At 58.1% G+C, this 24,823-nt stretch carries 18 protein-coding genes and 1 pseudogene; 16 read left to right on the top strand and 3 right to left on the bottom strand.

Features of this window, described 5'->3' with window-relative positions:
- The 7 genes from JM946_RS29365 to JM946_RS31870 form a co-directional block, all read left to right on the top strand.
- Positions 1-1,790: non-ribosomal peptide synthetase (locus JM946_RS29365; protein ID WP_203171029.1), on the top strand; the 1,790-nt coding region annotated here is incomplete at its 5' end.
- A complete protein-coding gene (locus JM946_RS29370; RefSeq protein WP_203171030.1) occupies positions 1,790-6,346 on the top strand; it encodes a non-ribosomal peptide synthetase family protein in 4,557 nt (1,518 codons plus the stop codon). The genes JM946_RS29365 and JM946_RS29370, both read left to right, overlap by 1 nt.
- Positions 6,347-6,404: 58 nt before the next feature.
- Positions 6,405-7,406: a thiamine pyrophosphate-dependent dehydrogenase E1 component subunit alpha gene (locus JM946_RS29375; protein ID WP_203171031.1), complete on the top strand. Its 1,002-nt coding sequence runs from the start codon at positions 6,405-6,407 to the stop codon at positions 7,404-7,406.
- A 22-nt stretch (positions 7,407-7,428) separates the two neighbouring features.
- Complete coding sequence (locus JM946_RS29380) at positions 7,429-8,478, top strand: alpha-ketoacid dehydrogenase subunit beta (protein WP_322110998.1); 1,050 nt, start codon at positions 7,429-7,431, stop codon at positions 8,476-8,478.
- A 38-nt stretch (positions 8,479-8,516) separates the two neighbouring features.
- On the top strand, positions 8,517-9,263 hold the full coding sequence (locus JM946_RS29385) for an SDR family NAD(P)-dependent oxidoreductase (RefSeq protein WP_230980090.1): 747 nt from the start codon (positions 8,517-8,519) through the stop codon (positions 9,261-9,263).
- Positions 9,264-9,335: 72 nt separating this feature from the next.
- Complete coding sequence (locus tag JM946_RS29390; RefSeq protein WP_203171034.1) at positions 9,336-10,496, top strand: hypothetical protein; 1,161 nt, start codon at positions 9,336-9,338, stop codon at positions 10,494-10,496.
- 151 nt (positions 10,497-10,647) lie between these two features.
- Positions 10,648-11,664 carry a glycosyltransferase family 2 protein gene (locus JM946_RS31870; protein ID WP_407700618.1) on the top strand — a complete coding sequence of 339 codons (1,017 nt, stop codon included), beginning with the start codon at positions 10,648-10,650 and terminating at the stop codon, positions 11,662-11,664.
- Between the two features lie 295 nt (positions 11,665-11,959).
- On the opposite strand, the gene JM946_RS29400 is transcribed toward JM946_RS31870, so the two are convergent.
- The 3 genes and pseudogenes from JM946_RS29400 to JM946_RS31875 form a co-directional block, all read right to left on the bottom strand.
- A complete protein-coding gene (locus JM946_RS29400) occupies positions 11,960-14,251 on the bottom strand; it encodes a hypothetical protein (protein WP_203171036.1) in 2,292 nt (763 codons plus the stop codon).
- Positions 14,252-15,143: 892 nt separating this feature from the next.
- Positions 15,144-15,275 (bottom strand): MerR family transcriptional regulator, encoded by a 132-nt coding sequence (locus tag JM946_RS29405; RefSeq protein ID WP_203171037.1) that lies wholly within the window; start codon positions 15,273-15,275, stop codon positions 15,144-15,146.
- Between the two features lie 130 nt (positions 15,276-15,405).
- A pseudogene (locus tag JM946_RS31875) lies at positions 15,406-15,900 on the bottom strand (RidA family protein); the annotation flags it as partial.
- Positions 15,901-16,083: 183 nt separating this feature from the next.
- Here JM946_RS31875 and JM946_RS29415 point away from each other — a divergent pair.
- The 9 genes from JM946_RS29415 (at position 16,084) to virB11 (ending at position 24,812) form a co-directional block, all read left to right on the top strand.
- Positions 16,084-16,599 (top strand): RNA polymerase sigma factor, encoded by a 516-nt coding sequence (locus JM946_RS29415; RefSeq protein ID WP_203171038.1) that lies wholly within the window; start codon positions 16,084-16,086, stop codon positions 16,597-16,599.
- A 10-nt stretch (positions 16,600-16,609) separates the two neighbouring features.
- On the top strand, positions 16,610-17,689 hold the full coding sequence (locus tag JM946_RS29420) for a FecR domain-containing protein (RefSeq protein WP_203171039.1): 1,080 nt from the start codon (positions 16,610-16,612) through the stop codon (positions 17,687-17,689).
- A gap of 136 nt (positions 17,690-17,825) precedes the next feature.
- Positions 17,826-18,812 (top strand): TonB-dependent receptor plug domain-containing protein, encoded by a 987-nt coding sequence (locus JM946_RS29425; protein ID WP_203171040.1) that lies wholly within the window; start codon positions 17,826-17,828, stop codon positions 18,810-18,812.
- Between the two features lie 44 nt (positions 18,813-18,856).
- On the top strand, positions 18,857-19,570 hold the full coding sequence (locus JM946_RS29430; RefSeq protein ID WP_203171041.1) for a type IV secretion system protein: 714 nt from the start codon (positions 18,857-18,859) through the stop codon (positions 19,568-19,570).
- A gap of 66 nt (positions 19,571-19,636) precedes the next feature.
- Positions 19,637-20,608, top strand: a complete 972-nt coding sequence (locus JM946_RS29435; protein ID WP_203171042.1) for a type IV secretion system protein — start codon at positions 19,637-19,639, stop codon at positions 20,606-20,608.
- A 272-nt stretch (positions 20,609-20,880) separates the two neighbouring features.
- On the top strand, positions 20,881-21,654 hold the full coding sequence (locus JM946_RS29440) for a virB8 family protein (RefSeq protein WP_203171043.1): 774 nt from the start codon (positions 20,881-20,883) through the stop codon (positions 21,652-21,654).
- On the top strand, positions 21,651-22,478 hold the full coding sequence (locus tag JM946_RS29445) for a TrbG/VirB9 family P-type conjugative transfer protein (protein WP_203171044.1): 828 nt from the start codon (positions 21,651-21,653) through the stop codon (positions 22,476-22,478). Before JM946_RS29440 ends, JM946_RS29445 begins: the two co-directional genes overlap by 4 nt.
- Complete coding sequence (gene virB10, locus JM946_RS31450) at positions 22,475-23,737, top strand: type IV secretion system protein VirB10 (protein WP_218043194.1); 1,263 nt, start codon at positions 22,475-22,477, stop codon at positions 23,735-23,737. Before JM946_RS29445 ends, virB10 begins: the two co-directional genes overlap by 4 nt.
- Positions 23,658-24,812 carry a P-type DNA transfer ATPase VirB11 gene (gene virB11, locus JM946_RS29455; protein WP_203171046.1) on the top strand — a complete coding sequence of 385 codons (1,155 nt, stop codon included), beginning with the start codon at positions 23,658-23,660 and terminating at the stop codon, positions 24,810-24,812. Before virB10 ends, virB11 begins: the two co-directional genes overlap by 80 nt.
- Positions 24,813-24,823: the final 11 nt, after the last annotated feature.

Genomic DNA, 24,823 nt, shown 5'->3' on the forward strand with positions numbered 1-24,823 from the left:
TCTTCGAGGAGCAAGTGAAGTTAGTCTCGGAGAGGACTGCAGTGCTGCATGAGGGGCAGTCGCTGACGTATGAGGAGTTGAACTGCAAAGCCAACCAGTTGGCGCGATATTTGGTGCGAAAGGGGATCGGTCCGGATCAGCTGGTAGCAATCTGTATCGAGCGTAGTGTTGAGATGGTGGTGGGGCTGCTTGGAATTCTAAAGGCAGGCGCAGCGTATATCCCATTGGATCCGAACTATCCGATAGAGCGATTGCAGTACATGCTGGAGGATGCGGCGCCCGAAGTGGTGCTGGTTCAGGCGAAGTTGAAATCAACGCTGCCGATCACGCGGGCCGAGATGATCGCGCTGGATGAGCGCTGGGATGAGATTGCAGGCTATGCGGATTCGGACCTGTCACCTGCCGAGCTGGAAGTGAGTGCATCGAGTCTAGTGTACGTTATCTACACCTCTGGCTCGACGGGGAGGCCGAAGGGTACGACGATGACGCACCGCTCGATGGGCAATCTGATCGAGTGGCATCGGCGGACTTACCGGGCCCAGCCGGGACAGCGAGTGTTGCAGTTTGCAGCACTAAGCTTCGATGTGGCATTTCAGGAGATCTTTTCCACCCTATGTACCGGGGGCACGCTTGTACTGTTGAATGATGAGGTCCGTCGAGATGCCCGAGCACTGGCTGAACTCTTGCGCAGCCAGAGCATTGAAAGGCTCTTTGTACCTCCCTTGATGCTGCAAAGCTTGGCGGAGCATTGTCAGGCCACCGATATTGTTCCGGAAAGCTTGCGGGATGTGATCACGGCAGGCGAGCAATTACGGATTAGCCCAGAGATCTCGAGCTTCTTCAAGCGATTGCAGGGATGTCGGTTACACAACCACTATGGTCCAACCGAAACGCATGTGGTTACGGCCCTGAGTTTGCCTGAGGATGCCGGCGAATGGCCATCGCTACCATCGATTGGCCAACCGATATCGAACACACAGATCTACATTCTGGATCGACAGCGGCAGCTGGCGCCGATCGGCGTAACAGGGGAGATCTATATCGGTGGGGCGAACGTGGCGAGGGGTTATTTGAGGCGGCCAGCACTGACAGCAGAGCGCTTCATCGCAGATCCCTTCAATGAAGAACCGCCGTCGCGTATGTACCAAACAGGGGACTTGGGTCGATGGCGCACGGATGGCTCGATTGAGTATCTGGGGCGCAATGATGCTCAGGTGAAGATCCGCGGCTTTCGAGTTGAGTTAGCCGAGATTGAGGCACAGCTTTTACGGCATTCGCGCGTGAGAGAAGCGGCCGCTTTGGTGCGGGAAGATTCGCCAGGAGAGAAGCGTCTGGTGGCTTACGTCTCGCCAAGGGCTAACAGTAGTCTGAACGTTGAGGAATTGCGCGCTCATCTACAGGCGACACTGCCCGACTACATGGTTCCCAGTGCGTTCGTCATTCTGCAGAGCTTCCCGCTCACGCCGAGCGGAAAACTTGATCGGCGCGCACTGCCGGCACCGCAGGTTGAGGCATATGCCAGCGAGGAGTATGAGGCGCCCCAGGGCGAAATCGAGCAGACACTGGCAAGGATCTGGCAGGAGCTACTTCAGCTGGAGCGGGTCGGACGGCAGGATAACTTCTTCGAACTCGGAGGACATTCGCTACTCGCAACCCGCGCGGTCACACAGATAAATAGACTGCTCGATGTTGACATCAAGCTGCGGCACGTATTCGAGAAGCCGACCATCCGGCGATTAGCTGAGATCATTCTGCAAAAGATAGCTGATCAAATGTCTGAGGAGGTGTGATGAACGACGCGCACAACGACCTCAGGCATCTTAGCTTGGCGGAGATTAACGAGTTGCGAAATCGCTCGGTGGCTCGTAAAAAGCGGACTCAAATACCTCCATTGGTGCCGCAGGAGCGCGGGAAGAGCCTACCCCTATCATTTGCGCAAGAGCGATTGTGGTACATAGACCAGCTCGGCTTGGTAGGTGCGGCGTATAACGCGGTAATGCTGACGAGATTGGAAGGAAAGCTGAAAGTGAAAGCGCTGGAGCGCAGCTTTTCCGAAGTGCTGCGTCGTCACGAGATTCTGCGAACCCGCTTTGACGTTGTCGCCGGCCAGCCGAACCAAGTTATCGATCCCCCGATGCCTTTTGAACTGCCCATTGTGGATCTATCGGCGTTGCAAAAGGAACAAAGGACACGTGCGCTGCATCAAGCGAGCGCCGATGAAGCACGCCGGCCCTTCGATTTGGCTACGGGGCCGTTGATACGCGTGCTAGCGTTGAAATTGAGCGAACATGAGCACGTCCTGCTCATGGCATTTCACCACATTGTAACTGACGGCTGGTCTTGGCGGGTGCTGTACGAGGAGCTAAGTACCCTGTACAGCACGTATGTTGGAGGCAGGCCCTCCCCGTTGCCTGAGTTGCCAGTCCAGTACGCTGATTATGCGATCTGGCAGCGCCGATGGCTCCGGGGTTCAGTGTTGGATGAGCAGCTAAGCTATTGGCGAAGACAGCTTCTCGGTGCGCCCTCACAGCTGCAACTGCCGACCGACAGGCCGAGGCCCGTGGTGGAGAGCTTTCGCGGCGCGATGCATCGCTTTAAGTTACCAGCATCTTTGACTGCCGCACTATCTGAATTGGCTCGGCTTCAAGGGGCCACGCAGTTCATGGTGTTTTTAGCGGCATTTCACGTGCTGCTGTCGCGGTGGAGCGGGCAGGAGAGCGTCGTCGTGGGGGTGCCGATTGCCGGACGAAGGGCCGCGGAACTTGAACGCTTGATTGGATTTTTCATAAATACCTTAGCGCTGCGTGCCGACGTGTCCAAGGAGCTATCGTTTCGACAGCTACTGGATCGAATGAGGGAAATGACCTTAGAGGCTTATGAGAATCAAGATCTACCTTTCGAAATTCTCGTAAAGGAGTTGCATCCAGAAAGGAATCTGACTCGACAACCGCTATTTCAGGCGATGCTTGAAGTGGAGAATTATGGAGAACAACGTTTGGAGACGCCTGAGCTAACGTGGGCCTGGAGTTGGACAACTGTCGAGCGAGCGTCTACTCATTTCGATCTAACGCTGTATCTGCATGAATCCGAGGGCGGTGTCTCAGGGGCTTTCGAATACGCCACTGACTTATTTGATCCTTCCACGATAGATCGGATGGCGAGAAGCTTTCAGACGCTACTAGAAGGAATTGTCGAGAACTCGGATCGTCGGGTTGGCCAGCTCCCACTGCTGAGCGACGTGGAGAGGCAAAAATTGCGCGGGGAGTGGAGTACTACGCTGGCGCCCTATGTAGCTAAGCGGTGCGTGCACGAATTCTTCGAGGAGCAAGTGAAGTTAGTCTCGGAGAGGACTGCAGTGCTGCATGAGGGGCAGTCGCTGACGTATGAGGAGTTGAACTGCAAAGCCAACCAGTTGGCGCGATATTTGGTGCGAAAGGGGATCGGTCCGGATCAGCTGGTAGCAATCTGTATCGAGCGTAGTGTTGAGATGGTGGTGGGGCTGCTTGGAATTCTAAAGGCAGGCGCAGCGTATATCCCATTGGATCCGAACTATCCGATAGAGCGATTGCAGTACATGCTGGAGGATGCGGCGCCCGAAGTGGTGCTGGTTCAGGCGAAGTTGAAATCAACGCTGCCGATCACGCGGGCCGAGATGATCGCGCTGGATGAGCGCTGGGATGAGATTGCAGGCTATGCGGATTCGGACCTGTCACCTGCCGAGCTGGAAGTGAGTGCATCGAGTCTAGTGTACGTTATCTACACCTCTGGCTCGACGGGGAGGCCGAAGGGTACGACGATGACGCACCGCTCGATGGGCAATCTGATCGAGTGGCATCGGCGGACTTACCGGGCCCAGCCGGGACAGCGAGTGTTGCAGTTTGCAGCACTAAGCTTCGATGTGGCATTTCAGGAGATCTTTTCCACCCTATGTACCGGGGGCACGCTTGTACTGTTGAATGATGAGGTCCGTCGAGATGCCCGAGCACTGGCTGAACTCTTGCGCAGCCAGAGCATTGAAAGGCTCTTTGTACCTCCCTTGATGCTGCAAAGCTTGGCGGAGCATTGTCAGGCCACCGATATTGTTCCGGAAAGCTTGCGGGATGTGATCACGGCAGGCGAGCAATTACGGATTAGCCCAGAGATCTCGAGCTTCTTCAAGCGATTGCAGGGATGTCGGTTACACAACCACTATGGTCCAACCGAAACGCATGTGGTTACGGCCCTGAGTTTGCCTGAGGATGCCGGCGAATGGCCATCGCTACCATCGATTGGCCAACCGATATCGAACACACAGATCTACATTCTGGATCGACAGCGGCAGCTGGCGCCGATCGGCGTAACAGGGGAGATCTATATCGGTGGGGCGAACGTGGCGAGGGGTTATTTGAGGCGGCCAGCACTGACAGCAGAGCGCTTCATCGCAGATCCCTTCAATGAAGAACCGCCGTCGCGTATGTACCAAACAGGGGACTTGGGTCGATGGCGCACGGATGGCTCGATTGAGTATCTGGGGCGCAATGATGCTCAGGTGAAGATCCGCGGCTTTCGAGTTGAGTTAGCCGAGATTGAGGCACAGCTTTTACGGCATTCGCGCGTGAGAGAAGCGGCCGCTTTGGTGCGGGAAGATTCGCCAGGAGAGAAGCGTCTGGTGGCTTACGTCTCGCCAAGGGCTAACAGTAGTCTGAACGTTGAGGAATTGCGCGCTCATCTACAGGCGACACTGCCCGACTACATGGTTCCCAGTGCGTTCGTCATTCTGCAGAGCTTCCCGCTCACGCCGAGCGGAAAACTTGATCGGCGCGCACTGCCGGCACCGCAGGTTGAGGCATATGCCAGCGAGGAGTATGAGGCGCCCCAGGGCGAAATCGAGCAGACACTGGCAAGGATCTGGCAGGAGCTACTTCAGCTGGAGCGGGTCGGACGGCAGGATAACTTCTTCGAACTCGGAGGACATTCGCTTTTGGCTGTAAAGACCCTCTTCAGAATCAACCAGTCATGTCGGTCTACGCTGAAGCTTACTGACCTCTATACGAGTCCAACGGTTAGACAGCTAGCCGCTCAGATCCAGGAAGGTGAGATGCAGGTGGAATTTGTCGATCTACGTCGCGAGTCTGAGCTGGACGAAGGAATCGTTGCCATAGAGGGTACACGGTCGATTCCACCGCAGGCCTTGATGTTAACTGGTGCCACGGGATTCGTGGGTAGATTCCTTTTGGCGCAACTACTGCTGGATACGGCGGCCACAGTGTACTGTGTGGTACGAGCTTCGTCTCCAAAGGAGGCGATGATCAGAGTTCGAACAATCTTGGAAAAGTGGGATCTTTGGCAAGAACAGTTTGCACTCAGACTGGTGGCGATTCCTGGGGACTTGCGGCTGCCGCGTCTCGGCATCGATGAGGTCACCTATCAGCTTCTGTCACAAAAGATCGACAGCATCTACCACTGTGGCACAAGCATGAATCACCTTGAAACATATGCAATGGCGAAGCCTGCAAACGTAGATTCTGCTAGGGAGATTCTGAAGTTGGCGACAAACGGGCGACCGAAGCTGATCAACTTCATCTCCGCGCTCGGGGTGTTCAGGGGGGGCTCTGCTAAATCTCGTGTTGTAGATGAATTGAGCCCCATCGAGAACGAGATACATGCAGCCTCGAATGGCTACGCAGCGAGCAAGTGGGTGGCAGAGAAGATATTCATGATTGCCAACCAGAGGGGTATTCCGTGCAACATATTCCGCTTGGGATTCATCTGGGCTGACAGGCAGAGGGGGCGATATGACGAACTGCAGAGAGGCTATAGAATTCTAAAGAGCTCATTCCTGTGTGGCTGCGGTATCAGGAACTATCGACATATAAGCCCGGCGACCCCCGTTGACTACGCGGCGCGAGCAGTATTGGCACTAGCGGAGCGGCACCCTGATGGGTCCGGTATATTTCACGTATCTTCTCCTAGCGAGAGGATCGAGGGCTTGTTCGAGCGGTGTAACGCGATAGCGGGTACATCACTCAAGCTGCTTTCATACTATGAGTGGATCCAGGAGATAAAGAGGCTCCACGGCCAGGGGCAATCATTGCCGATAGTGCCACTCGTTGAATTCGCCTTTGCGATGGATGAGAGGTCCCTCATTGAGCATGAGCGGCGTGTCCAATCGGAGTTTGTGCGCTTCGATTGTACTCGCACGTACCGGGAGTTGGCCCAAGCGGGGATACTGGAACATCCGCTCGATGACGATTGGCTGAGCTTGTGCGTGCGAGATATGTTCGCGCGTGATCTCGAACTGAGCAGGTTGAAAGGCGCTCAATGGAGCTCGCACCGCGTTCGGGAGGGACGGTCTGAAGTTGGTTAGGTAAGTGGATATATGAGCGGCGACGATGCACGCTCCGCCAAGGAGAGAATTCGCAGACATGGCAACGAGGGTGACTGGCGCAGAGGAAATGATTCCGAGTAGAGCGAAGCTGTGCGAGATGTTTCGCAGGATGCTCAGGGTCCGTGCTTTTGAGGAAAGTGCTTCGAAGCTCATAGCGGAAGCTAAGTTACCAGGTGTCCTGCACAACTGCATCGGTCAGGAAGCTACAGTTGTTGGCGCGTGCATGGCGCTTCGCGATGACGACTACATGACTGGAAATCATCGGTCGCACGGACACCCGATTGCAAAGGGGGTAAGTCTGGCACCACTGATGGCGGAGTTGTTCGGTAAGAGCACGGGGGTTTGCCGAGGCAAAGGTGGCTCAATGCACCTCGCGGCATTCGCCGCAGGGAGTCTAGGTGAGTCGGGCATAGTAGGCTCGTTGATGCCGGTTGCAGTTGGCGCCGGATTAAGCGCCCGCCTGCGCGATACCGACCAAGTATGTCTGTGCTTTTTTGGAGATGGAGCTGCGAACTGCGGCCCATTTCATGAGTCGCTGAATCTCGCGGCTATATGGAAGCTGCCCGTCGTATTCCTATGTGAGAACAATGGTTATGCCCTCTACACACCTCAAGCACAATCAACTTCGGTTGCGCACATTGCTCAACGTGCTAGTGCATACGGCATTCCTGGTGCCATCCTGGACGGTCAGGACGTGCTCGCAGTCTACAGCGGCGTAATGGCTGCGGTTTTGCGCGCGCGGGAAGGTGGTGGGCCATCGCTCGTAGAGTCAAAGACCTATCGGTACTGCGAGCATTATGAGGCTGGCGGCCCCGCCAATCCGCCCATTTATCGCAGCGAGCATGAGATTGCTGCGTGGCGTGCTAGGGATCCGATAAGACTTTTTGCTGCCCACTTGCAAAGTTCTGCTGCGATAGGCGAAAGAGAAATTGAAGCCATCACGTCAGAGGTATTAGCGGAGGTCGATGAGGCAGTGGCATTTGCAGAGCAGAGTGCTGCGCCGAACCCGAGTGCCCTCTTCGAGGATGTGTTCACCTAGAGTGCCTATCTGGAGCTGTCGCGTGTCGTACATCACATACCAGCAGGCAGCCAAGCAGGCGATCATCGAGGAAATGCGGAGCGATCATCGTGTATTTGTGATGGGAGAGGATATCCAAGTCTACGCCTATGCAGATGTCATGGAGGAGTTTGGACCAGAGAGAATCCGAAACACGCCGATCAGCGAGATCGGCTTCTTCGGCGCGGGGATTGGGGCCGCCCTTACTGGCATGCGGCCAATCATAGAAGGAGGATTCTCGACCTTTCTTTACTCCGCAATGGACCAGGTCGTCAATCAGGCAGCCAAGAGCCGGTATATGTTCGGTGGTCAGGCGAGTGTGCAGTTGGTGATACGGCTAAACGTCTCCTATGCCACTTCCTCGGCGGCTCATCACTCCGATCGGCCGTGGGGCCTCTTTGCGCAGGTGCCTGGGCTCAAGATTATCGTGCCTTCCACGCCATACGACGCGAAGGGCCTGCTCAAGTCCGCCATGCGCGATGGAAATCCTGTTCTGTGCTTCGATGACTCGACGCTGCTGAGCTCATCTGGTGAGGTCCCCGATAGGGACTATACGATTCCGCTGGGAGCGGCAGAGATAAAGCGCGCCGGGACAGATCTAACCATTGTCACTCTCGCGGCTACAGTCGGTCATAGTTTAACTGCGGCCCAGATGCTAGCGGGAGATGGTATCTCAGTTGAAGTCTTGGACGTCAGAACCGTAGTACCGTTGGACCGGAGAACCATCCTTGACTCTGTGACCAGGACAGGTCGCTTGGTGGTGGTTGATGTCGCGCCTCGAATGTGTGGCTTTGCATCCGAAGTGGCAGCGACTGTGGCTGAGGAAGCGTTTCAGCACTTGAAGGCGCCGATCCTCCGAATCACCGCGCCTGATGTTCCAGTTCCCTTCAGTCCTGATCTAGAGCGCCTCATGTATCCGACTCCTGAGCGCATCCACGCAGCTGTGAGAAAGCTCTATATGAAATGGGGAAGGAGTGCACGGCGAGATCTGGATTTGTACCATGACTCCGGCGAGCGGCAATTGCCAGACGGCAACGCATCGAGCTTGCCGTGAGCGCTGTGATAGGCCAGTCGTTGAGCGATGCTGTGGTGATGGTAACTGGCGCGCGTGGCGATATAGGGCGCGCAGTGTGTTCAGCACTTGGCGACGCCGGTGCTCTAGTCGTAGGAACCGGCCTCGGTGACCCACCGAAGGACGTGAGGCTACAAGCTTGGTTACAACACGACGTGACATCGGCAGAGGATTGGGCGCATGTCGTACGCGAGATCCGTGCGCGATTTGGGCGTATGGATTGCTTGATCAATAATGCTGGTGTTGCTCTAGTGGAGCGCATCGAAGATACATCCATCGAGCAGTATAGGTTCGTATTTCGTGTGAATGTCGAAAGTGTTCTGTTGGGATTCAAGGCGACTGTGCCTTTGCTTCGAGAATGCGGAAGGTACCGATCCGGTGGATCTGCTGTGGTAAATATCTCATCGACTGCCGGTTTGCGCGGAGTTGCGTTCAACAGCATATATAGCGCGAGCAAGGGGGCGCTAGCTCAACTGAGCAAGTCGGCGGCGAAGGAGTTCGCGGCGCTGGGATATATGATTCGCGTCAATACTATTGTTCCTGGCGCTGTGGAGACCCGAATGATGGCTGGTATTCTCAGCAGGTATGTTGATATTGGGCGCGCCGTCAGCGTCGAGGACCAGAAGTCGATCTTCGAGACTCTAGCTCCACTCGGAAGGATGGCGCGACCGGAGGAGATAGCTGAAGGCGTGGCATTTTTATGTTCGCCCGCGGCCGCCTATATGACGGGTTGTGAGCTCATCATGGATGGCGGCGCTATCGCGTAGCGAATCCTCGGCTGGTGTATACGGATGGGAAGAGGCACGGTAGATCCATAATGGAATTGCGCCGGAGGGAATATGATTAGGCGTCAACATCAAGAACACGACTTCTTTGACGAGGCTAACTCACTGCGAGAGGTGCTCGATGCGCGCTTCACGGATGCGTACACGGACAGTATCGCGTGGTACTACTTCTGTGATCCTCGAATGTACACATATCTGCGTGCCTCGCCTCAGAAGGTCTTCCCCAAGGACTTGTTTGATCGGTTCATGAAGCGGCTGCGAGAATGGTGTATTGAGAATCTTGGGCTTACGCCGATGCATCTGCCGTATCTTCACCTGATGGTGAATGGGTGTCGGTTAGGGCTGCACAGTGATTTCCACAACGGTGCGTGGGGTTATGTGTATTCGCTGACTCGGTGGGATCAACGACGATTTACCGGAGGAGAGACGTTATTGTTGCGCGATGGCATACCTAGCTATAAGAAACATCATGTGCACGGTGAGGTGTTGTATGAGCTGGTACCTGCGCAGTTTAACCAACTACTCGTCTTCGATGATCGGATCGTACATGCGACCCCTGCTATCGAGGGCAGCATGGATCCGATGGATGGGCGGATCGCAATGGTCGGGCACATTCGAGCCACCTCGCCTTTTGTGCGCGGAAGTCTAAGTTCGATGGAAGTGCGGAGAGTGGTGTTAGGGGTGCTGCCACAAATCAGAGATAGCATCAGGAGCTACAAGGATGTTCAGGGAACTGTCTCGTACAGGCTAACGGTTGACATGACGGGAAAGGTAGAATCAGCAGAGGTGCTAACCGACAATGTTGTGACGCCATTCACTGGCTATGAGCAGTCGGATGCGGTGGCGGCTGTCAAGTCGATAGTCTATCAAGCTCTCGTTGGGATGAGGTTTCCATCGGCACGCGGATCATCAGTGGTTATTGTTCCAATACTCATCCCATTGCCCGACCTTCGCCCGATCGAGTTTTCTGTGAACCATGGATTGTCAAGTGAGTCGGCGGCCGAGTGGATTACCGCCAATCTAGAGGGTGATAGCAAAATGGGCCTGCATGGTCACTGGCAGGGGGATACATTCCAGGTTCAGGAGCCTCTTGCCGGAAGTATCAGAGTCGGTCCGCATCAACTCCTTTTCTCTTTCGATCCGCCGATGTGGGTGCCATCACAACGTGAAAGTTTTCATGCCAGCTTAAGAGGCCTTGTAGAGCGTGCCTCATGAGATCTATTACGGGCGGTACACCGATGGCAATTCGCTTAATAACCGCCTTCGTCGCGTTCGTATAACTTGGAATGTGCCGCGTCGGGTTGCAATTGCACGTGAGTCCAGCATGTCTACTCTAGGAGACCAATCGTCGGCACCGAAGCTGTCGATGTGCATCACGACGTTCAACCGTGCGCAGTTTATTGGCGCTACGCTCGAAAGCATCCTCGGTCAAAGTACAAACGAGTGCGAGGTCGTAGTTGTAGATGGAGCATCGACCGACGACACTCCCCACGTCGTCTCGGCGTATGTTAGACGCTATAGAAGCTTGCGCTATATCCGACAAGAAACGAACAACGGTATAGACCGAGATTATGATGCCGCGGTTGAGGTCGCGCGAGGTGAATACTGCTGGCTACTCACGGATGATGACATCATGATGCCCGGTGCCATTGCAGCAGTGCTGGAAGCGCTTCAGCGAGACCCGAGCTTAGTCATTGTCAATGCCGAACTCAGGGACTTCGAGTTACGGAGTATTTTACAGGCACGCTGGCTCAACTTCGAATCAGATCGGGTATATGGGCCGGGTGAGTTGGATCGTTTATTTGTCGAGATCGACGGGTGGCTTAACTGTCACTTCTTCATCATAAGGCGAGAGATCTGGCGTAAGCGAGAAAGGGAGCCATATTACGGATCACTCCTGCTCTATCTTGGTGTCATTTTTCAAGATAGCTTCCCCGCGGAAACACTGCTTATCGCAAGGCCTTGTATCAGCTATCGGCGCGGTAACATGCATACATTCTCACCTCGCATCAGTGAAATCATTTGGAACAAGTGGCCATCAATTGCGGAGTCATTGCCCATCTCTAAGGAAACCCGAAGGAGGGTTTTTAACGTAGAACCATGGCGACATCTCCGAGAGCTGCTAATGTGGCGCGGTCGAGGCTACTATTCTTTCGCTGAGTACCGACAGTGGGTGCTGCCAAGGGTGCGTTCGCCTCGTGCGAGGCTAATAGCCACGCTTGTTGCTCTGCTCCCGGGCGTGTTAGTGAACACATTGTTGATGCTGTATTACTCTATACCGGGCCGTTCGCATGGACTTATGCAGCGGGACCTAGTGCTGCGGGAGTTGGAGGACAGTCGGTTCCACTTGCGGAACTGGCTACCTTTCCAACGCGAGATGTAGTTCCCGCCCCGCGTCTGTATGTTGAGCATATGAGTGGTAGTGGGCGTAATGTACCTCCGTTCCTGCCCTCCTACCAGAACGCTACGTTGCGGAGCCGCGCGACCTCGGTACCTCTGACATTGGGGGCGCTATCCTGATTTATGATCAGTAGTCGCCGCGCGAAGGCATCGTCATTACGTGAGCTCCCCCGTCAAGGGAGACATCGGTTGACGAGAAGCTTTGCGAACAGTTGGCGAACGTCCACGCGGGCAATGCGAATTTCCGCTCAGATCCCGAGTTTCCGTACGGCACAGAGTTATCGGAACTGAATGAGAACGGTCGCACCTTCGGTGCCTATCTCCCCCTTAGTCCACAGCACCTTCCCATCCCAAGCGTAAGAATGAGTTGGTAGTGACTTGCCACCGAGACTTACGCTGACCACTTCCTTTGGTGCTTGATCGATCTCAAAGACAGGATTCACGGTGCGAGTCTGGGGCTCCACCCTGATAGTAAGCGAAGATTGCTCGGCGATGATCCGCAGCGACCGCCGCTCCAGGCTATAGACAGGATGGTTCAAACGTGCGCCTATCAATTCAACTGCCGGTGGAAACGAGAAGCTTTTCGCCCAATCGCGCAGCGACTCATCCGCTAGATCAGTGTGAGCAATCATCCACGTCCACTGCTGGGTATTCATAACCCGAGGCCGCCCCTGTGAGTCCACCGCCTGGCCTGAGCTACTGATCAGTGGCCGTTCCGGCCCGACGTACTTTCCGCGTTCGTCTAGTAGGAGCCACGCGGCGATACTGATATGACTCGGGCTGACGCGAATACGGTCGCTGATCCCCGACCCAGTCATGGACCCACGCGCCAGCGGCCAGTGCTCGCCCCAATAGGCCGGAGTCAGTGGTCGACCACGATCATAAAACGGCACGAAGCCATATAGACTGATCGGCGTACTGTGCGGGGAGAAATAGATCGCTGAGGCCGCGTCGTTCTTATGCGTGGAGAACCGATACATTGTTGGTTGCCGCTCATCGGCTAACTTTCCGAAGATGTCGCTGGACAATCCTGGTGCGTCCCTCGGCAGGACAAAAGCTTGCTTACCTCCGTCCAGCGTTAATAGATCGATCTTAATCTCTGGAAGCACATCTAGTGGGTAGGCCGCCTGCGGCGCCAGAATGATCGCTTCGGAAAGAGAGTAATAAGATGCATTGTTAAGAGGGCTGGTCAAAGTCACGACGCGCGTGCCGAATCCGTCTGGGTAAAAGTAGAAGTCTTCGGACACCTGATCGCCCCAAACTTTGTACTCGAAATCGCTCACCTCATAGCTCCAGCGCACATGGACCCGACTTTTTGTTGCCTCGAGGATGCGTACGCGCCCATAGCGGAGTTCCTTGTCCATCAGAGGCTCTGCCACATCGACGCTATCCCGCCAGCTCGTTTCCACCCATTGATAGTTGAATCCGGTGTTGTACGTTCCCGCCCAGAATGGGACATAGCTAGACCCGCGCCAGAATACGAATCTTGATCCGTTTGGTAGAAACACGACGACGTCGTTGAGCTTAGGATCCCAAGCGGTATCGTAATTCAATGACGAGAGTTCGCCTGTTTTTGGATCCCTAATCGAAATGGGAGCGTCATAACGCAGTTTCGTTTCCACGACACCAAAGCTTGGCCAGGGCGGCCGCGTGCCCGCGATCATGGTGCGAATCTCCTTGCTCCATACTACTCGCTCGCCTTCGGTAAGCCTGACGTAGAGCACGCTACGGTCGCCTGCCACGTCCAGTGGCACTCTCATTTTCTTCACGACGCGGGTATTGGCTACGATCGGCATGGGAGTTTCTACTGGTTGACCCCCTTTGAACCAAGCGCGCAAGCGCCCATCGCGTAGCTCGCGGTCGTGCGATAAAGCGGCGACTTCTATCTCCGCGCTCTGCCCACCTGCAAGCAAGAGCCAGTCGTGTGGTACCAATACTGTGCCCAGATCGACGGGGTTAATACGTTGGTTGGGCCGGGCCTCCGCATCCATCTCGAATTCCGGCCAATGCAGCGTCTGTCGGGCGAGTAGTTGTAGCTCGCCCTCGCCTTGACAGCGGGCCAGAAGGCCCACTTCGTTCGGTCGCTTGGAAAAGGGCACCAGATACGGAGGAGGGTTCGTCAAGGCTATCGTGATCCCATGCCGCTCGAGTTCTTTCCCACCAGCGTACCCCACTACTGAGTATTCCCGTACTGGAGAATTCTCCGGCGTCGTGAAATCCACGCGCACAATGGGCGGTTGTCCTATCCGATCGAGGCCGAATGGAGGCTGCCAAGGGTGTCCCTCGTCAATACTGAACACTGCTCCAATGTTTTGATCACAGCCGCTGAAAGGCTGCGCTAAGAGAGTCGCTGGGATACAGGAGGCGAGTACTATGAGCAGTATTTTGCTTCTCAATTCGGGAGTCTCTTTACGCCTGTGGGCGAACTTGCGCGCCTTCCTGTTCGCGCCGCGGCAGGTCATGGAAAGGCCCTTGGTTCGCTGGTCCGTTGTTGGGTCGAAGTCGAGCGCACGATGAGGTTCGTTTGCACCATCAACGAAGCGAGGATGGTTGTTTTCGAATCCCGGCAAGATGTCGATTATCGTGGGCGTAGGCTGATCGTTCCGTCTTCTGCTGAGGAGTAAACTATTTGGTTGCTAATCGTCTCTCGCCCTATACGCATCAAGCCCTCTAATACAAGGGTCCTTCTTCGCTTCGGCCACCTCGTGTCGGCCTCCGGACTTATCGATAGACATCCTGTCGAGGAGGAACTCATGTAGTCAGACCGCTTCAGCAAGGCCTATTGGCCCCTGCAGAATGAGATAGATGTCGGGAGGTCGATGGTCGCGAAGCGCTCACCGATGTGACGGAATCCGGACGATCAATCAGATACCGCGATTTCGACCTGCGCGCGAAAGCGGGAACTGCGCCTCGATCGACCCTCACGCTGCTTGGCTCAAATAACGCTCCCTGATCGGCCCGGCAATGCCATAACCGAGGCGGCGGCGCGATCGATTGCTGCGCGATACATCAAACGGGCATCATCAGCTGCCTCGTCACACACGAGACGGAGACGACGGTACAGGCTGGAATCTTGACGACATTCAGTCCGAGGGGATGAGAACTTCTGGCGGCATCCAGAAACACCAAAGCCTCACAATTGATCTGCTCCGCGCGGCCTTGGCACTTGTGCCATATTGCTCCCCGCCGATGACCAGCGCGCGCGACGGAAGCTTCGCTCGCAGGTTTGCAGCAGATCGCTTACGTCGTCATACGATCCGCAGGTTCGGCGCAAGCTGACGGCTACGTAAGCCGCCACGCTGCGGATCGTGACTTCGTACGGCTCCGGCGAGCCTTGGCGATCGATCTGAGAAAATGCGAGTCTCGACTTCATCGAGAGGCGCGCGTTCTGCTTCTATCTTCGCCCGCAGATTGTCACGCCTCTGTGTGAGCATCTCGCGTAGCTGCTCTGGCCGCGCCTCATTAGATATAAGTCCGCACTTCCTTCAATGAGAAGCCAAGACTGCGGTAGACGAGCAGCTGATTGAGGCGCGGCAATTGCGTGACGGAGTAGTATCGATATCCGGTATCTTCGTCGGTGACATGCGCCGGCAACAGCCCGATCCATCTTAGTGACGAACCATCTTGCTCGAGACATCGCCCAGGCGCGCGAACTCACCGATTCGGAGCATTTGCGACCCCCATCAACCCGGAAGCACGGCCACTGCCTCCTCTCGATCAACCAGTCCGGATGCACCAGTCGGCTCACGAACACGAATGTGCTTACCGGTGGCGACTGCATGTTCACATAGCGATCCCGCACCTCCACGACCGCCCGCTGCTGAGCAGGATCGACGCTCGCGACGGCGTAGTAATTCAATTTCACGACATCCGAAAACATGCCACCGCCAGCCCGCACGGCGGTATCCAGATTTGCGAACACTTGCTCGATCTGTGCGCGGTAGTCTCCCTTGCCCACCAACTCCCCGGCGGCGTTTCGCGGCACTTGTCCAGCAATAAACAGAACCTTGCCTCGGGTGACTTCCGCCACCTGTGAGAAGCCGATGCTCGGCGGTAATCCACTGGGATCGTGGAGTCGGACACTGCTTTTGAGCTTGTCCGCGGATTGGCCGTCAGCGAGAACCTGTGAGGCTGGGGCAGCGGCTATCGCCGCGCCGGCCCAGGCCGCTGACTTGATCAGGTGGCGGCGAGTCGGGGGAGATGCTTTGTCATGGCGCACGCGTGAATCCTCTGGAATCGACGTGACATGTAACGCACGGCGAAGCGTCAGGTTGACGCACGCCTTCCATCAGTTTCGCGCCTAAAAGGCCGCCGGCAGGTATTTTCCGCCACACTGGTATCCATTTTTCGCCCTCGACTACCCTTAAGCCACGGAGCGGAATGTCCGTGGAGCGCGGAGCTCGTGACCCTGGAAGAAAAGCAGGCCTTTATAGCCGCCGTCGAGGCGCAGCACGGTAAGCGGCTGCGGCGATTCCTACTGGCGCGGGTCCGGAGCGCAGCGGACGCGGCGGATCTGGTGCAGGAGGTCTTCCTGCGTCTGCTCAGGGTGGAAGACCATGAGAGCATCCGCATGCCGGAGGCCTACGTGTTCGCTCTGGCCAATCACGTGCTCTACCAGCATCGCCTGCGGCAGGCAAAGACCAGCGCCCACGACATTCTCGAGGTGCTGGCCGAGGTGCAAACCGTCCCGGAGAACGATCCGGCGGCGCAGGCCGAGACCCAGCAACGCGTGGAGGAATTGGAGCGTGCGCTGACGGACCTCTCGCCCCGGGCGCAGGCGGCGTTGGTGCTGCATCGTCGCGACGGCTTTTCAATCGAGGAGATTGCGGCGCAGTTCGGGGTGTCCCGGCCCATGGCCAAGAAGTACCTCGCGAAGGCGTTGCTGCATTGTCGGCAACGGCTGGAGCCAAAGGAATGAGGGTTCGGGTGTGAGCAGACGTAGCGTGAGCGCGGATTTCAACCAGCAGATCTATGAGGAAGCGTGCGATTGGTTCGTCGATATGCGCATGGGCGATGTCGATGCTGCCGGCCGCCAGCGTTTCGATGCCTGGGTGCGCAAGTCGCCTGAGCATTTGCGCGCCTATCTGGAGGTGAGCGAGATCTGGGATGACGCCCCGCTGGTCGACTCCTCGGCGCAGTTGAGCTCGACGGATCTCATCGCGCGGGCGCGCAAGGCAGGCGCCGACGTCGTTGCCCTGAACGGTGCCGCGCGTACGCCGACAACCGCCGTCCGCTCACCTTCGGCCGTTCGGGTCCGGCTTCGATTGGCCGCCGCCGCCACCATCGCATTCATCGCGATCGCAGTGGGCTCGCTCATCGGATACGAGCATTGGCGTGAGCCCACGTATTCGACCGGCATCGGCGAACAGCGCAGCGTGGTGCTGGAGGATGGCAGTCGGGCGCAACTGAACTCTCGCACGCGCCTGAAAGTGCTCTTCACCGAGCGCGCCCGACATATCGAGCTGCTCGAAGGGCAGGCGCTCTTCAACGTGGCAAAGAATCCGCAGCGCCCCTTTGTCGTGACCAGTGGAGACTTCTCGGTCCGCGCCGTCGGCACCGTGTTCGACGTGGATCGCAAGCAAAGCGGCACCACGGTCACCGTGCTCGAAGGCCGGGTCGCCGTCAGCTCGCTGGCTGAGATGCGTCCCGAGATTGCCCCGGTCCCGGGTATCGAAGTCGCTCCACCGCAGGTGTTCGTCGATGCGGGCGAGCAGCTGCGGACGAATGCGTCGAGCACGGCTCAACCTGCGCCGGCGAACGTTGCCGCGGCCACTGCATGGACGCGAGGGTCGCTGGTGCTCTCGGGCTCGCGCCTCGGCGACGTCGTGGAAGAGTTCAATCGTCACAACGAGCGGCCGCTGATCATCGCCGATCCGTCATTGGCGGAGATGCGCATCAGCGGTGTGTATGCTTCCACCGATCCGACCTTGCTGATCGAGTTCTTACGCGAGCAACCTGCGTTGAGAGTCGAGGAGCGTGAGTCGAGCGTCGTGATCGGCTCGCGCTGATCGGCTCGTGCGCAGCGAATCTTGTAAACATTTCGGGTATCCACTTTCCTCTCAGCGGCACCCTATGTCCCCTGTAACGCCATCGTCATGTTGGGTGGCGGCCATCAGAAGCCTAGTCATAAGGCGGGGAGTGCTCGTGAGATCGGCAAGCGTGGGTGTACTGCTACTGTCCGTGGTCGGGTTTTCGTTCGCGGCCGATAGCTGGGCCGCGATCAAACGTTCGACGCACATACGCGCTCAGGAGCTGGGATCGGCGCTGGAGACGCTCGCAAGAGAGCATGGCTTCCAGGTGCTCTATCGCACCGAGATCGTCGATACGTTGCGCTCCCGCCCGGTCGAGGGCGAGCTCAGCACCGATGAAGCGTTGCGTCGCTTGCTGAATGGCACGGGGCTCACGTATCGCGTGCTCGGCGATAAGGCGATCACGATCGTGCCACTCATGGAGGCTGCACCGGCCGGCGCTACCTCGAGCCTGCCTGCGAGCCCGATGCGAGTTTCTCAGTTGGCATTTCAAGCGGTCAGCGATGCACAGCAGATTCGTGGGAGCGATGCACCCGGCACCAGGAGCGCATCGAGCGGCCTCGAGGAAATCGTCGTCACCGCGACCAAGCGCAAAGAGCGTCTGCGCGACTTAGCCGGCGCCGCATCGGCCACGAGCGGCGTGCAGCTCGCCGCCATCGGCGCGCAGAGCAATGCGGATTATCTGGGCCGGCTGCCTGGCGTCGTCTTCAATGAGGGCACCTCCGGTCAGTCGACCGTGACCATCCGCGGCATCGGCACGACGGCCGGCGTGGACCAGGGGCAGGGGCCGACCGGTTATTTCATCAACGAGGTGCCGTTGTCCGAGCCGAGCTACGCGTCTGGCATTCCGGACATCGATACATTCGATCTCGACCGCGTCGAGGTGCTGCGCGGGCCGCAGGGCACGCTGTTCGGCTCGTCCTCGCTCGGCGGCGCCGTGAACTACATCGTCAAGACCGCCGATCCCGCGCAGCTCGAGGCAGGCACTGAAACCACCGTGCGCAGCATCGACCATTCCGGCGGCGATCTGAGCTACACCGCCAAGGCGATGCTCTCGAGCGTGTCGGCCCGAATCCCGCGCAATGGTTGCCAGAGTTCATGAATGGTGATGGGAGAACTTCGAACAGTTCCGCATAGGAGAGGCAGATGAAGGCGAATCGATGGATGGGTCTTTTAGGGATGGTGGCGCTTCTCGCTGGGTTCGTGCCGACGGCGAATGCGCAGTGGGCGGTGGTGGATGTGGGCGCGATCACACAACTCATCGAGCAGGTGAGAACGATGCAGGAGCAGCTCTCGACAGCACGCAATCAGCTTGCACAGGCAGAAGCCGAGTATCGCTCGATGACGGGAGGACGGGGCATGGAGCGATTGCTGTCCGATGTGCCTCGAAACTATCTGCCGGGAGAGTGGCGTGAGGTTCTTGAAGTGATGACTCAGACCAGCGTCAGGTATGGGGCGATCGCCCGGGAGATGCAACGGTTGGTTGAGGATAACTCAGTGCTGACGGCGGATGATTTAGGGTCCCTGTCGCCCACTGATCGCCGTCTCATTGAATCTTCCCGGCGCTCGAGGGCCATGCTTCAGATCATGACTAGAGAAGCACTTGGCCGGACCAGTGATCGATTTGGCTCGATTCAGCAGCTGATCGATGCGATCGGTCGCGCGGATGATCAGAAAGCCGTGCTCGACCTTCAGGCGCGGATCCAGGCGGAGAACAACATGCTGATGAATGAGAACACAAAGCTCCTGGTGATGTTTCAACTGGCGCAGGCGGAAGAGAACGCGCACAAGCTACGAATGCGCGAAGAGGCGATGATTGCATTTGGTTCGTTAAGGGACCTGCCACCCATCGGATTGTAAGAGCCGGTCCGCGATAAAACATCGGGGTGCATAAACACAGGATCGAACCAAAGAATAGGTGTGCCAATGGGTTTTTTAGCGGAGTTCATTAGATGGTTGGATGAAATCCTCCAAGGCTACATCAGCAACACTACAGCCACGATTGCGGGTGTGCTCGAGCCAGCGATCGTGACATTGGCCACGCTATACGTTGTAGTGTGGGGTTACCTACATCTGATGGGAAGGATCGAGGAGCCGTTCGTGACTGGCATCAAGCGGCTGGTCACGATGGCCGTCGTTCTCGGCATATCTTTATCATTGTGGCATTACAACGAAATCATCGTCGACACGTTCTTCATCGCACCTTCCGTGCTGGCGGCTCAGGTGATCGGGCCGCACGATGCGATCTCTGTTGTCGATGGCGTGCTCGCTGCGGGTAACGAGGTTGCGGGGGCTCTCAGTCGTAGAGCGGGTATTCTAGCGCTGGACTTTTCATTCTATGTCGCCTCACTAGGGGTGCAGATCATTGTGGGAATCACGGCCGTGTACACGATGTTTCTGATCGTGCTTTCGCGTATCGCGCTGTCTGTGCTTCTTGCGCTGGGTCCTTTCTTCATCGCGCTTCTTTTCTTCGAGACCACGAAGAAATTCTTCGAAAGTTGGATTGCGCAGTTGGCGAACTACGCGTTCATAACAATTCTAACTGGGCTTGTCGCAGCGCTCATGCTGACCGTTCTAACGCGTGCCGCGGAGCACGCGATTTCGGCCGGTGGGTCCGTGCAAGTGGCCGACGCCATTCGACTGTGTGTTGCCGCCGGACTCACACTACTCGTAATGCGCCAAGTCATGCCCATCGCTGCCGGGCTTGCGAGCGGACTTGCACTCAGCTCGTTCGGCGTCGTGAGTGCTGCGATGGCCTGGGGACTTGGCACGGCCTCGCGGAACACGCGCGAGTTTGGCCGCGGGCTCATGGATCGTGAGACCCACCGCACGGATTCGCTCACTCGCAAAGCCGGTTACTACACGCGACGGAAACTGTGGGGGCCTCGGGCGCAATGAAGTGCTGTCCGCCGGCCGAGTTCCACCCGACCCGTTTGAGACAAGGAGTCATTTGATGAGGATCGTGAATCCGTATTCGCCCAGGGTCTGCGTCCGTATCCGTCAGACCCGGTGGGCTTTGAACGTCCTCGCCGTTTCGGGTCTCGCACTTCTCCAAGCGTGTGCCGTGAACACACCGACGTGTGACGGCCGCTTCGAGCCCATCAACCTACCGGCGCCTGTCCAAGTTGAGGAGGCCGAAGAGAAGGATCTCAGCGAAGGGAACACGCAACATGAGCGAGGTTGAAACTTATCTGAAGGAGGCGGCCTCCTGGGATGCGGATCGGGAGGCACATCGGGCGCAGACGTTACGGACCACTCGCTGGGCCGCGGGCGCGGGCTGGACGTGTGCGGTGGTCGCGATTGTCGCCATCGTCGTTATGAGTCCCTTGAAAGAAACCCAGCCCTACCTCATCCGGGTGGACAGCGCGACGGGTGTCGTCGATACGGTCCCTGTGTTCACTGGAACGGAAGCGATGCCACAGGCGCTCACGCGGCATCTGTTGAACCTCTACGTCACCACCTGCGAGCGGTTCAATTTCGCCACCGCCGAAAGTGACTACGCGCAGTGCGGATCGTTCCACAGCCCTGAGCGCAATCAAGCCTGGGCTGCTGCGTGGGCCCGATCGAATCCATCCTCGCCACTGAACCTCTACAAGGATGGCACCACGGTGCGCGCCCAGGTGCGCTCGGTGAGTTTCTTCGAAGGGGCCGGTGGCGAGAGCAACCTGGCGCAGGTGCGCTACATGAAAGTGCGCCGCGCAGGGGGCAATGGGATCGATCATGTGAGCTATTGGGTCGCGACGGTCCGCTATGCGTATGCGAACGGCGCGGGAGACTTAAAGAAACGCGAGTGGAGTGAGCAGGAACGCCAGCAGCGCACCTGGAATCCGCTCGGGTTTCGGATTCTCGATTTTCGTCCGGAGCCGGAGGTGCTGGGCCAGGATGAGCCGACCGCCGCAAATACGGTGAGCGAAGCCACCGGCACGGAGGCGCGACGGCGATGAGCAACAGGATGTCTCCTGGTTCGGTGCTTGCGGTGATCACCTTGCTCTTCGCGGCGTTCGGCGGTGCTCGTGCCGAGTCGTTGCCGGCCGCAGGCACTACCGATGGGCGAGTACGCACCGTGACCTACGATCCTGATGAAATCTATCGTCTCTACGGCTTCGTGGGTTACAGCATCGAGCTCGTGTTCGAGCCGGGGGAAGTGTTCGAAGGTCATGGCGGCGGGGATCTCGAAGGTATTGTGTTCGGTGCGCATGAGAACCAGCTCATCGTGAAGCCGCGAGCGGCGAACGTGGGCACGAACTTCGTCGTGTACACCGATCGGCGTGCCTACCGGTTTCATTACACCGTCTCGCAGGGCGTGCCGGATGCGAAGAATGCCCAGGCGATGTATGTCGTGCGATTCAACTATCCCGGACGGACGAGCGCTGAGGGCACGGTCGATGCGGGGAAGAAGCTCGATGAGGCACTCGCACATGCGCGCGATCTTCGGGCGCAGAACAAAGATTATTGGTTTAGCGGAGCGGAGAGTCTCAAGCCACGGGCGGCCTTTGATGATGGCGTGCACACGCGGCTGACCTTTGGGGCGCGTACCGAGTGGCCCGCCGTGTTCGTGCGCAATGAGGATGGCACCGAGAGTCTGCTCAATTTCAGTGTGGAGCAGGATGATCTCGTTATCCATCGCGTGGCGCGCGCCCTCATCTTAAGACGAGGATGGCTGTCGGCCTGCATCGTCAATCAAGGGTTTGAAGGCGCGGGCAACCGCCTGCCCTCCGGCACGCTCGCACCCTCCGTCGTCCGCGCACGCAAACGAGTTGCGCCGTGAACGGGCTCTTTCGACTTCGCACGCTGTTGGGCGCCGGTTGGGGTATGCGTGTACGTGAACCAGAGTCTGCGGGCGCCGCGCCCGATGGAGTGGGGCAGGACGCGGCGATCCCAGGCGATCGCAGTGTGAGTGCCACCTATCGCGCGACCTCGTTGCAGACGCGGCTGACAAACTTCGTTGCGCTCGGGTTGGGGGCACTCGTGATGACGACGTTTCTTGTGTGGTACTACAAGCATGCGCTCGCAGAGCGCCCGGGTGAAGGTGAGGACCGTTCGACGCATGATCGCGGCAGTGAGAGTGCGGCGGCGCTGCCGCCCCTGGGGCGCATCGATCCACCGTTGATAGAGCGCGTGTTAGGACCTGCGCCGGCACTGCCAGAAGAAACATCGTTCAGCGAACTGGAAGATCGGCGCTGGCCGGAAGCGCGCGATGAGGAGCCATCGTACGACGGGGCGAGATCGGATCGGCAGGCGCCGGATCGACGCTTGAGTGGGGAGGCGTTCGTACCCGCGGCTGCACGGCGTGGGTCCGGCGCTCACCTGCCGCCGCGAACGGCGACGATGACCGCGCCGTTCGATGGCGCAGTTTCTACTTCGTTTTCTTCGTCTGCGCCCGAGAGCGGGCGAGGGGAGCTTGCGGATCTGCTTGAGCCCACGGTGCTTGAGCCCGCCCAGGCGCAGGTACTGCCGACGCGCCGATTGCTGTTACCCAAAGGCGCGTTTCTGGATTGCACACTCGAGACCGCCATCAGCTCGGCGCTGCCGGGGATGACGACGTGCGTGACCGCGACGGATACGTTCAGTGCGGATGGCTCGGTCGTGCTGTTGGAACGTGGCAGCAAGTTGATCGGTGAAACCCGCGGGCAGGTCCGAGCCGGGTCCAACCGTGTGTTCGTGCTGTGGACCGAGGCGCGCACGCCGACAGGCGTCGTCGTGCCGCTCGCCTCACCCGGTACCGATGCGCTCGGTCGCTCGGGGCTGCCCGGTGAGGTCGATCGCCACTTCTGGGATCGCTTCGGGGCGGCCATCCTGATCTCCGTGATCGATGGCGCCGTGCAGGCAGCGGTGCAACGAGAGTCGAACGGCGACGCTGTCATCATCAATCCGGCGGGCTCCAACGACATCATGACGGAGGTGCTGAAGAGCACCATTCACATCCCACCGACGGTGACGAAGCGCCATGGCGATCGGATTGCCGTGCTCGTGGCGCGGGATCTTGATTTTAGGAGCGTCTATGAGCTTCGCACCGCAGGCGATTGATAGTCTCGTGCCCAGGGATGCGCCGTCTTCAACAGGTGAGACGCGCACGCATGAGGGGATGAGCATTGACCGATCGGCACTGGCGCTCACGCTCGCGCCGCTGCGTCCCTTATTGGATGATCCGGCCATCACCGAGATCTGCATCAACCGTCCGGGTGAACTGTTTCTTGAGACCTCCTCTGGTTGGCGGCGGGAGTCCTTATCCGCCGCCGACTTCCCCTGGTGCCTGCGGCTTGCCAAGCTGATTGCGCACTACACCCGACAGCGCGTGGATGAAGAATCCCCGCTCTTGTCCGCCTCGCTCCCGACGGGTGAGCGCGTGCAGCTCGTGGTGCCGCCGGCCACGACGGCGCACACGGTCGCGATGGCGATTCGGCGGCCGGCCAGTTGCGTGTGGTCGGTGACGGAACTGGCCGAGCGCGGGCTGTTTCGTGCCACACGCGCCGCATCCGATGCGCCGGCGCCGGTCCAGCGCGAGCTTACGCGGCTGCTCGAACGGCGTGAGTACGTCGAGTTCATGAAGCTCGCCGTGGGGAGCCGTCAGAACATTCTGGTGTCAGGGCCGACAGGTTCGGGCAAGACCACCTTCACCAAGGCGCTGATCCGAGAGATCCCCGCCCATGAGCGGCTGATCACGATCGAGGATGCGAAGGAGCTCGTGCTCGATGAGCATCCCAATCACGTGCGGCTCTACTACAGCAAGGATGACAAGGGGGTGGCGCATGTCACGCCGAAGCAGCTGCTCGAGTCTTGCTTGCGCATGCGCCCGGATCGAATTCTGCTCGCCGAACTGCGGGCGGAGGAGGCGTTTGATTACCTGCGTAACGTGAACTCGGGCCATCCCGGGTCCATCACGAGCGTCCATGCCTCGAGCGCGGAGCTTGCATTCGAGCAGCTGGTGCTTTTGATCAAGCAGAGTCCGGGCGGGCAGGAGCTCGCCCGCGCCGACATCAAACAGCTGCTGTATCTCTTGATCGATGTGGTGGTGCAGTTCGGCGTGTCACATCATGAACGATTCATTCAAGAGATTTGGTACGAGCCGGCGCGCAGGCAGCGGGGGGCTCATGCATCCTAGCGGCACGCCCT

It is taken from the genome of Steroidobacter gossypii, assembly GCF_016801985.1.
GTDB lineage: Bacteria > Pseudomonadota > Gammaproteobacteria > Steroidobacterales > Steroidobacteraceae > Steroidobacter > Steroidobacter gossypii.

Excerpts from the sequence above, each read along its gene's own strand:
- JM946_RS29370 (WP_203171030.1), top strand. The coding sequence starts at position 1,790 with ATGAACGACGCGCACAACGACCTCAGGCATCTTAGCTTGGCGGAGATT.
- JM946_RS29375 (WP_203171031.1), top strand. The coding sequence starts at position 6,405 with ATGGCAACGAGGGTGACTGGCGCAGAGGAAATGATTCCGAGTAGAGCG.
- JM946_RS29385 (WP_230980090.1), top strand. The coding sequence starts at position 8,517 with ATGGTAACTGGCGCGCGTGGCGATATAGGGCGCGCAGTGTGTTCAGCA.
- JM946_RS29390 (WP_203171034.1), top strand. The coding sequence starts at position 9,336 with ATGATTAGGCGTCAACATCAAGAACACGACTTCTTTGACGAGGCTAAC.
- JM946_RS31870 (WP_407700618.1), top strand. The coding sequence starts at position 10,648 with ATGTGCATCACGACGTTCAACCGTGCGCAGTTTATTGGCGCTACGCTC.
- JM946_RS29430 (WP_203171041.1), top strand. The coding sequence starts at position 18,857 with ATGAAGGCGAATCGATGGATGGGTCTTTTAGGGATGGTGGCGCTTCTC.
- JM946_RS29435 (WP_203171042.1), top strand. The coding sequence starts at position 19,637 with ATGGGTTTTTTAGCGGAGTTCATTAGATGGTTGGATGAAATCCTCCAA.
- JM946_RS29440 (WP_203171043.1), top strand. The coding sequence starts at position 20,881 with ATGAGCGAGGTTGAAACTTATCTGAAGGAGGCGGCCTCCTGGGATGCG.
- JM946_RS29445 (WP_203171044.1), top strand. The coding sequence starts at position 21,651 with ATGAGCAACAGGATGTCTCCTGGTTCGGTGCTTGCGGTGATCACCTTG.
- virB11 (WP_203171046.1), top strand. The coding sequence starts at position 23,658 with ATGGCGATCGGATTGCCGTGCTCGTGGCGCGGGATCTTGATTTTAGGA.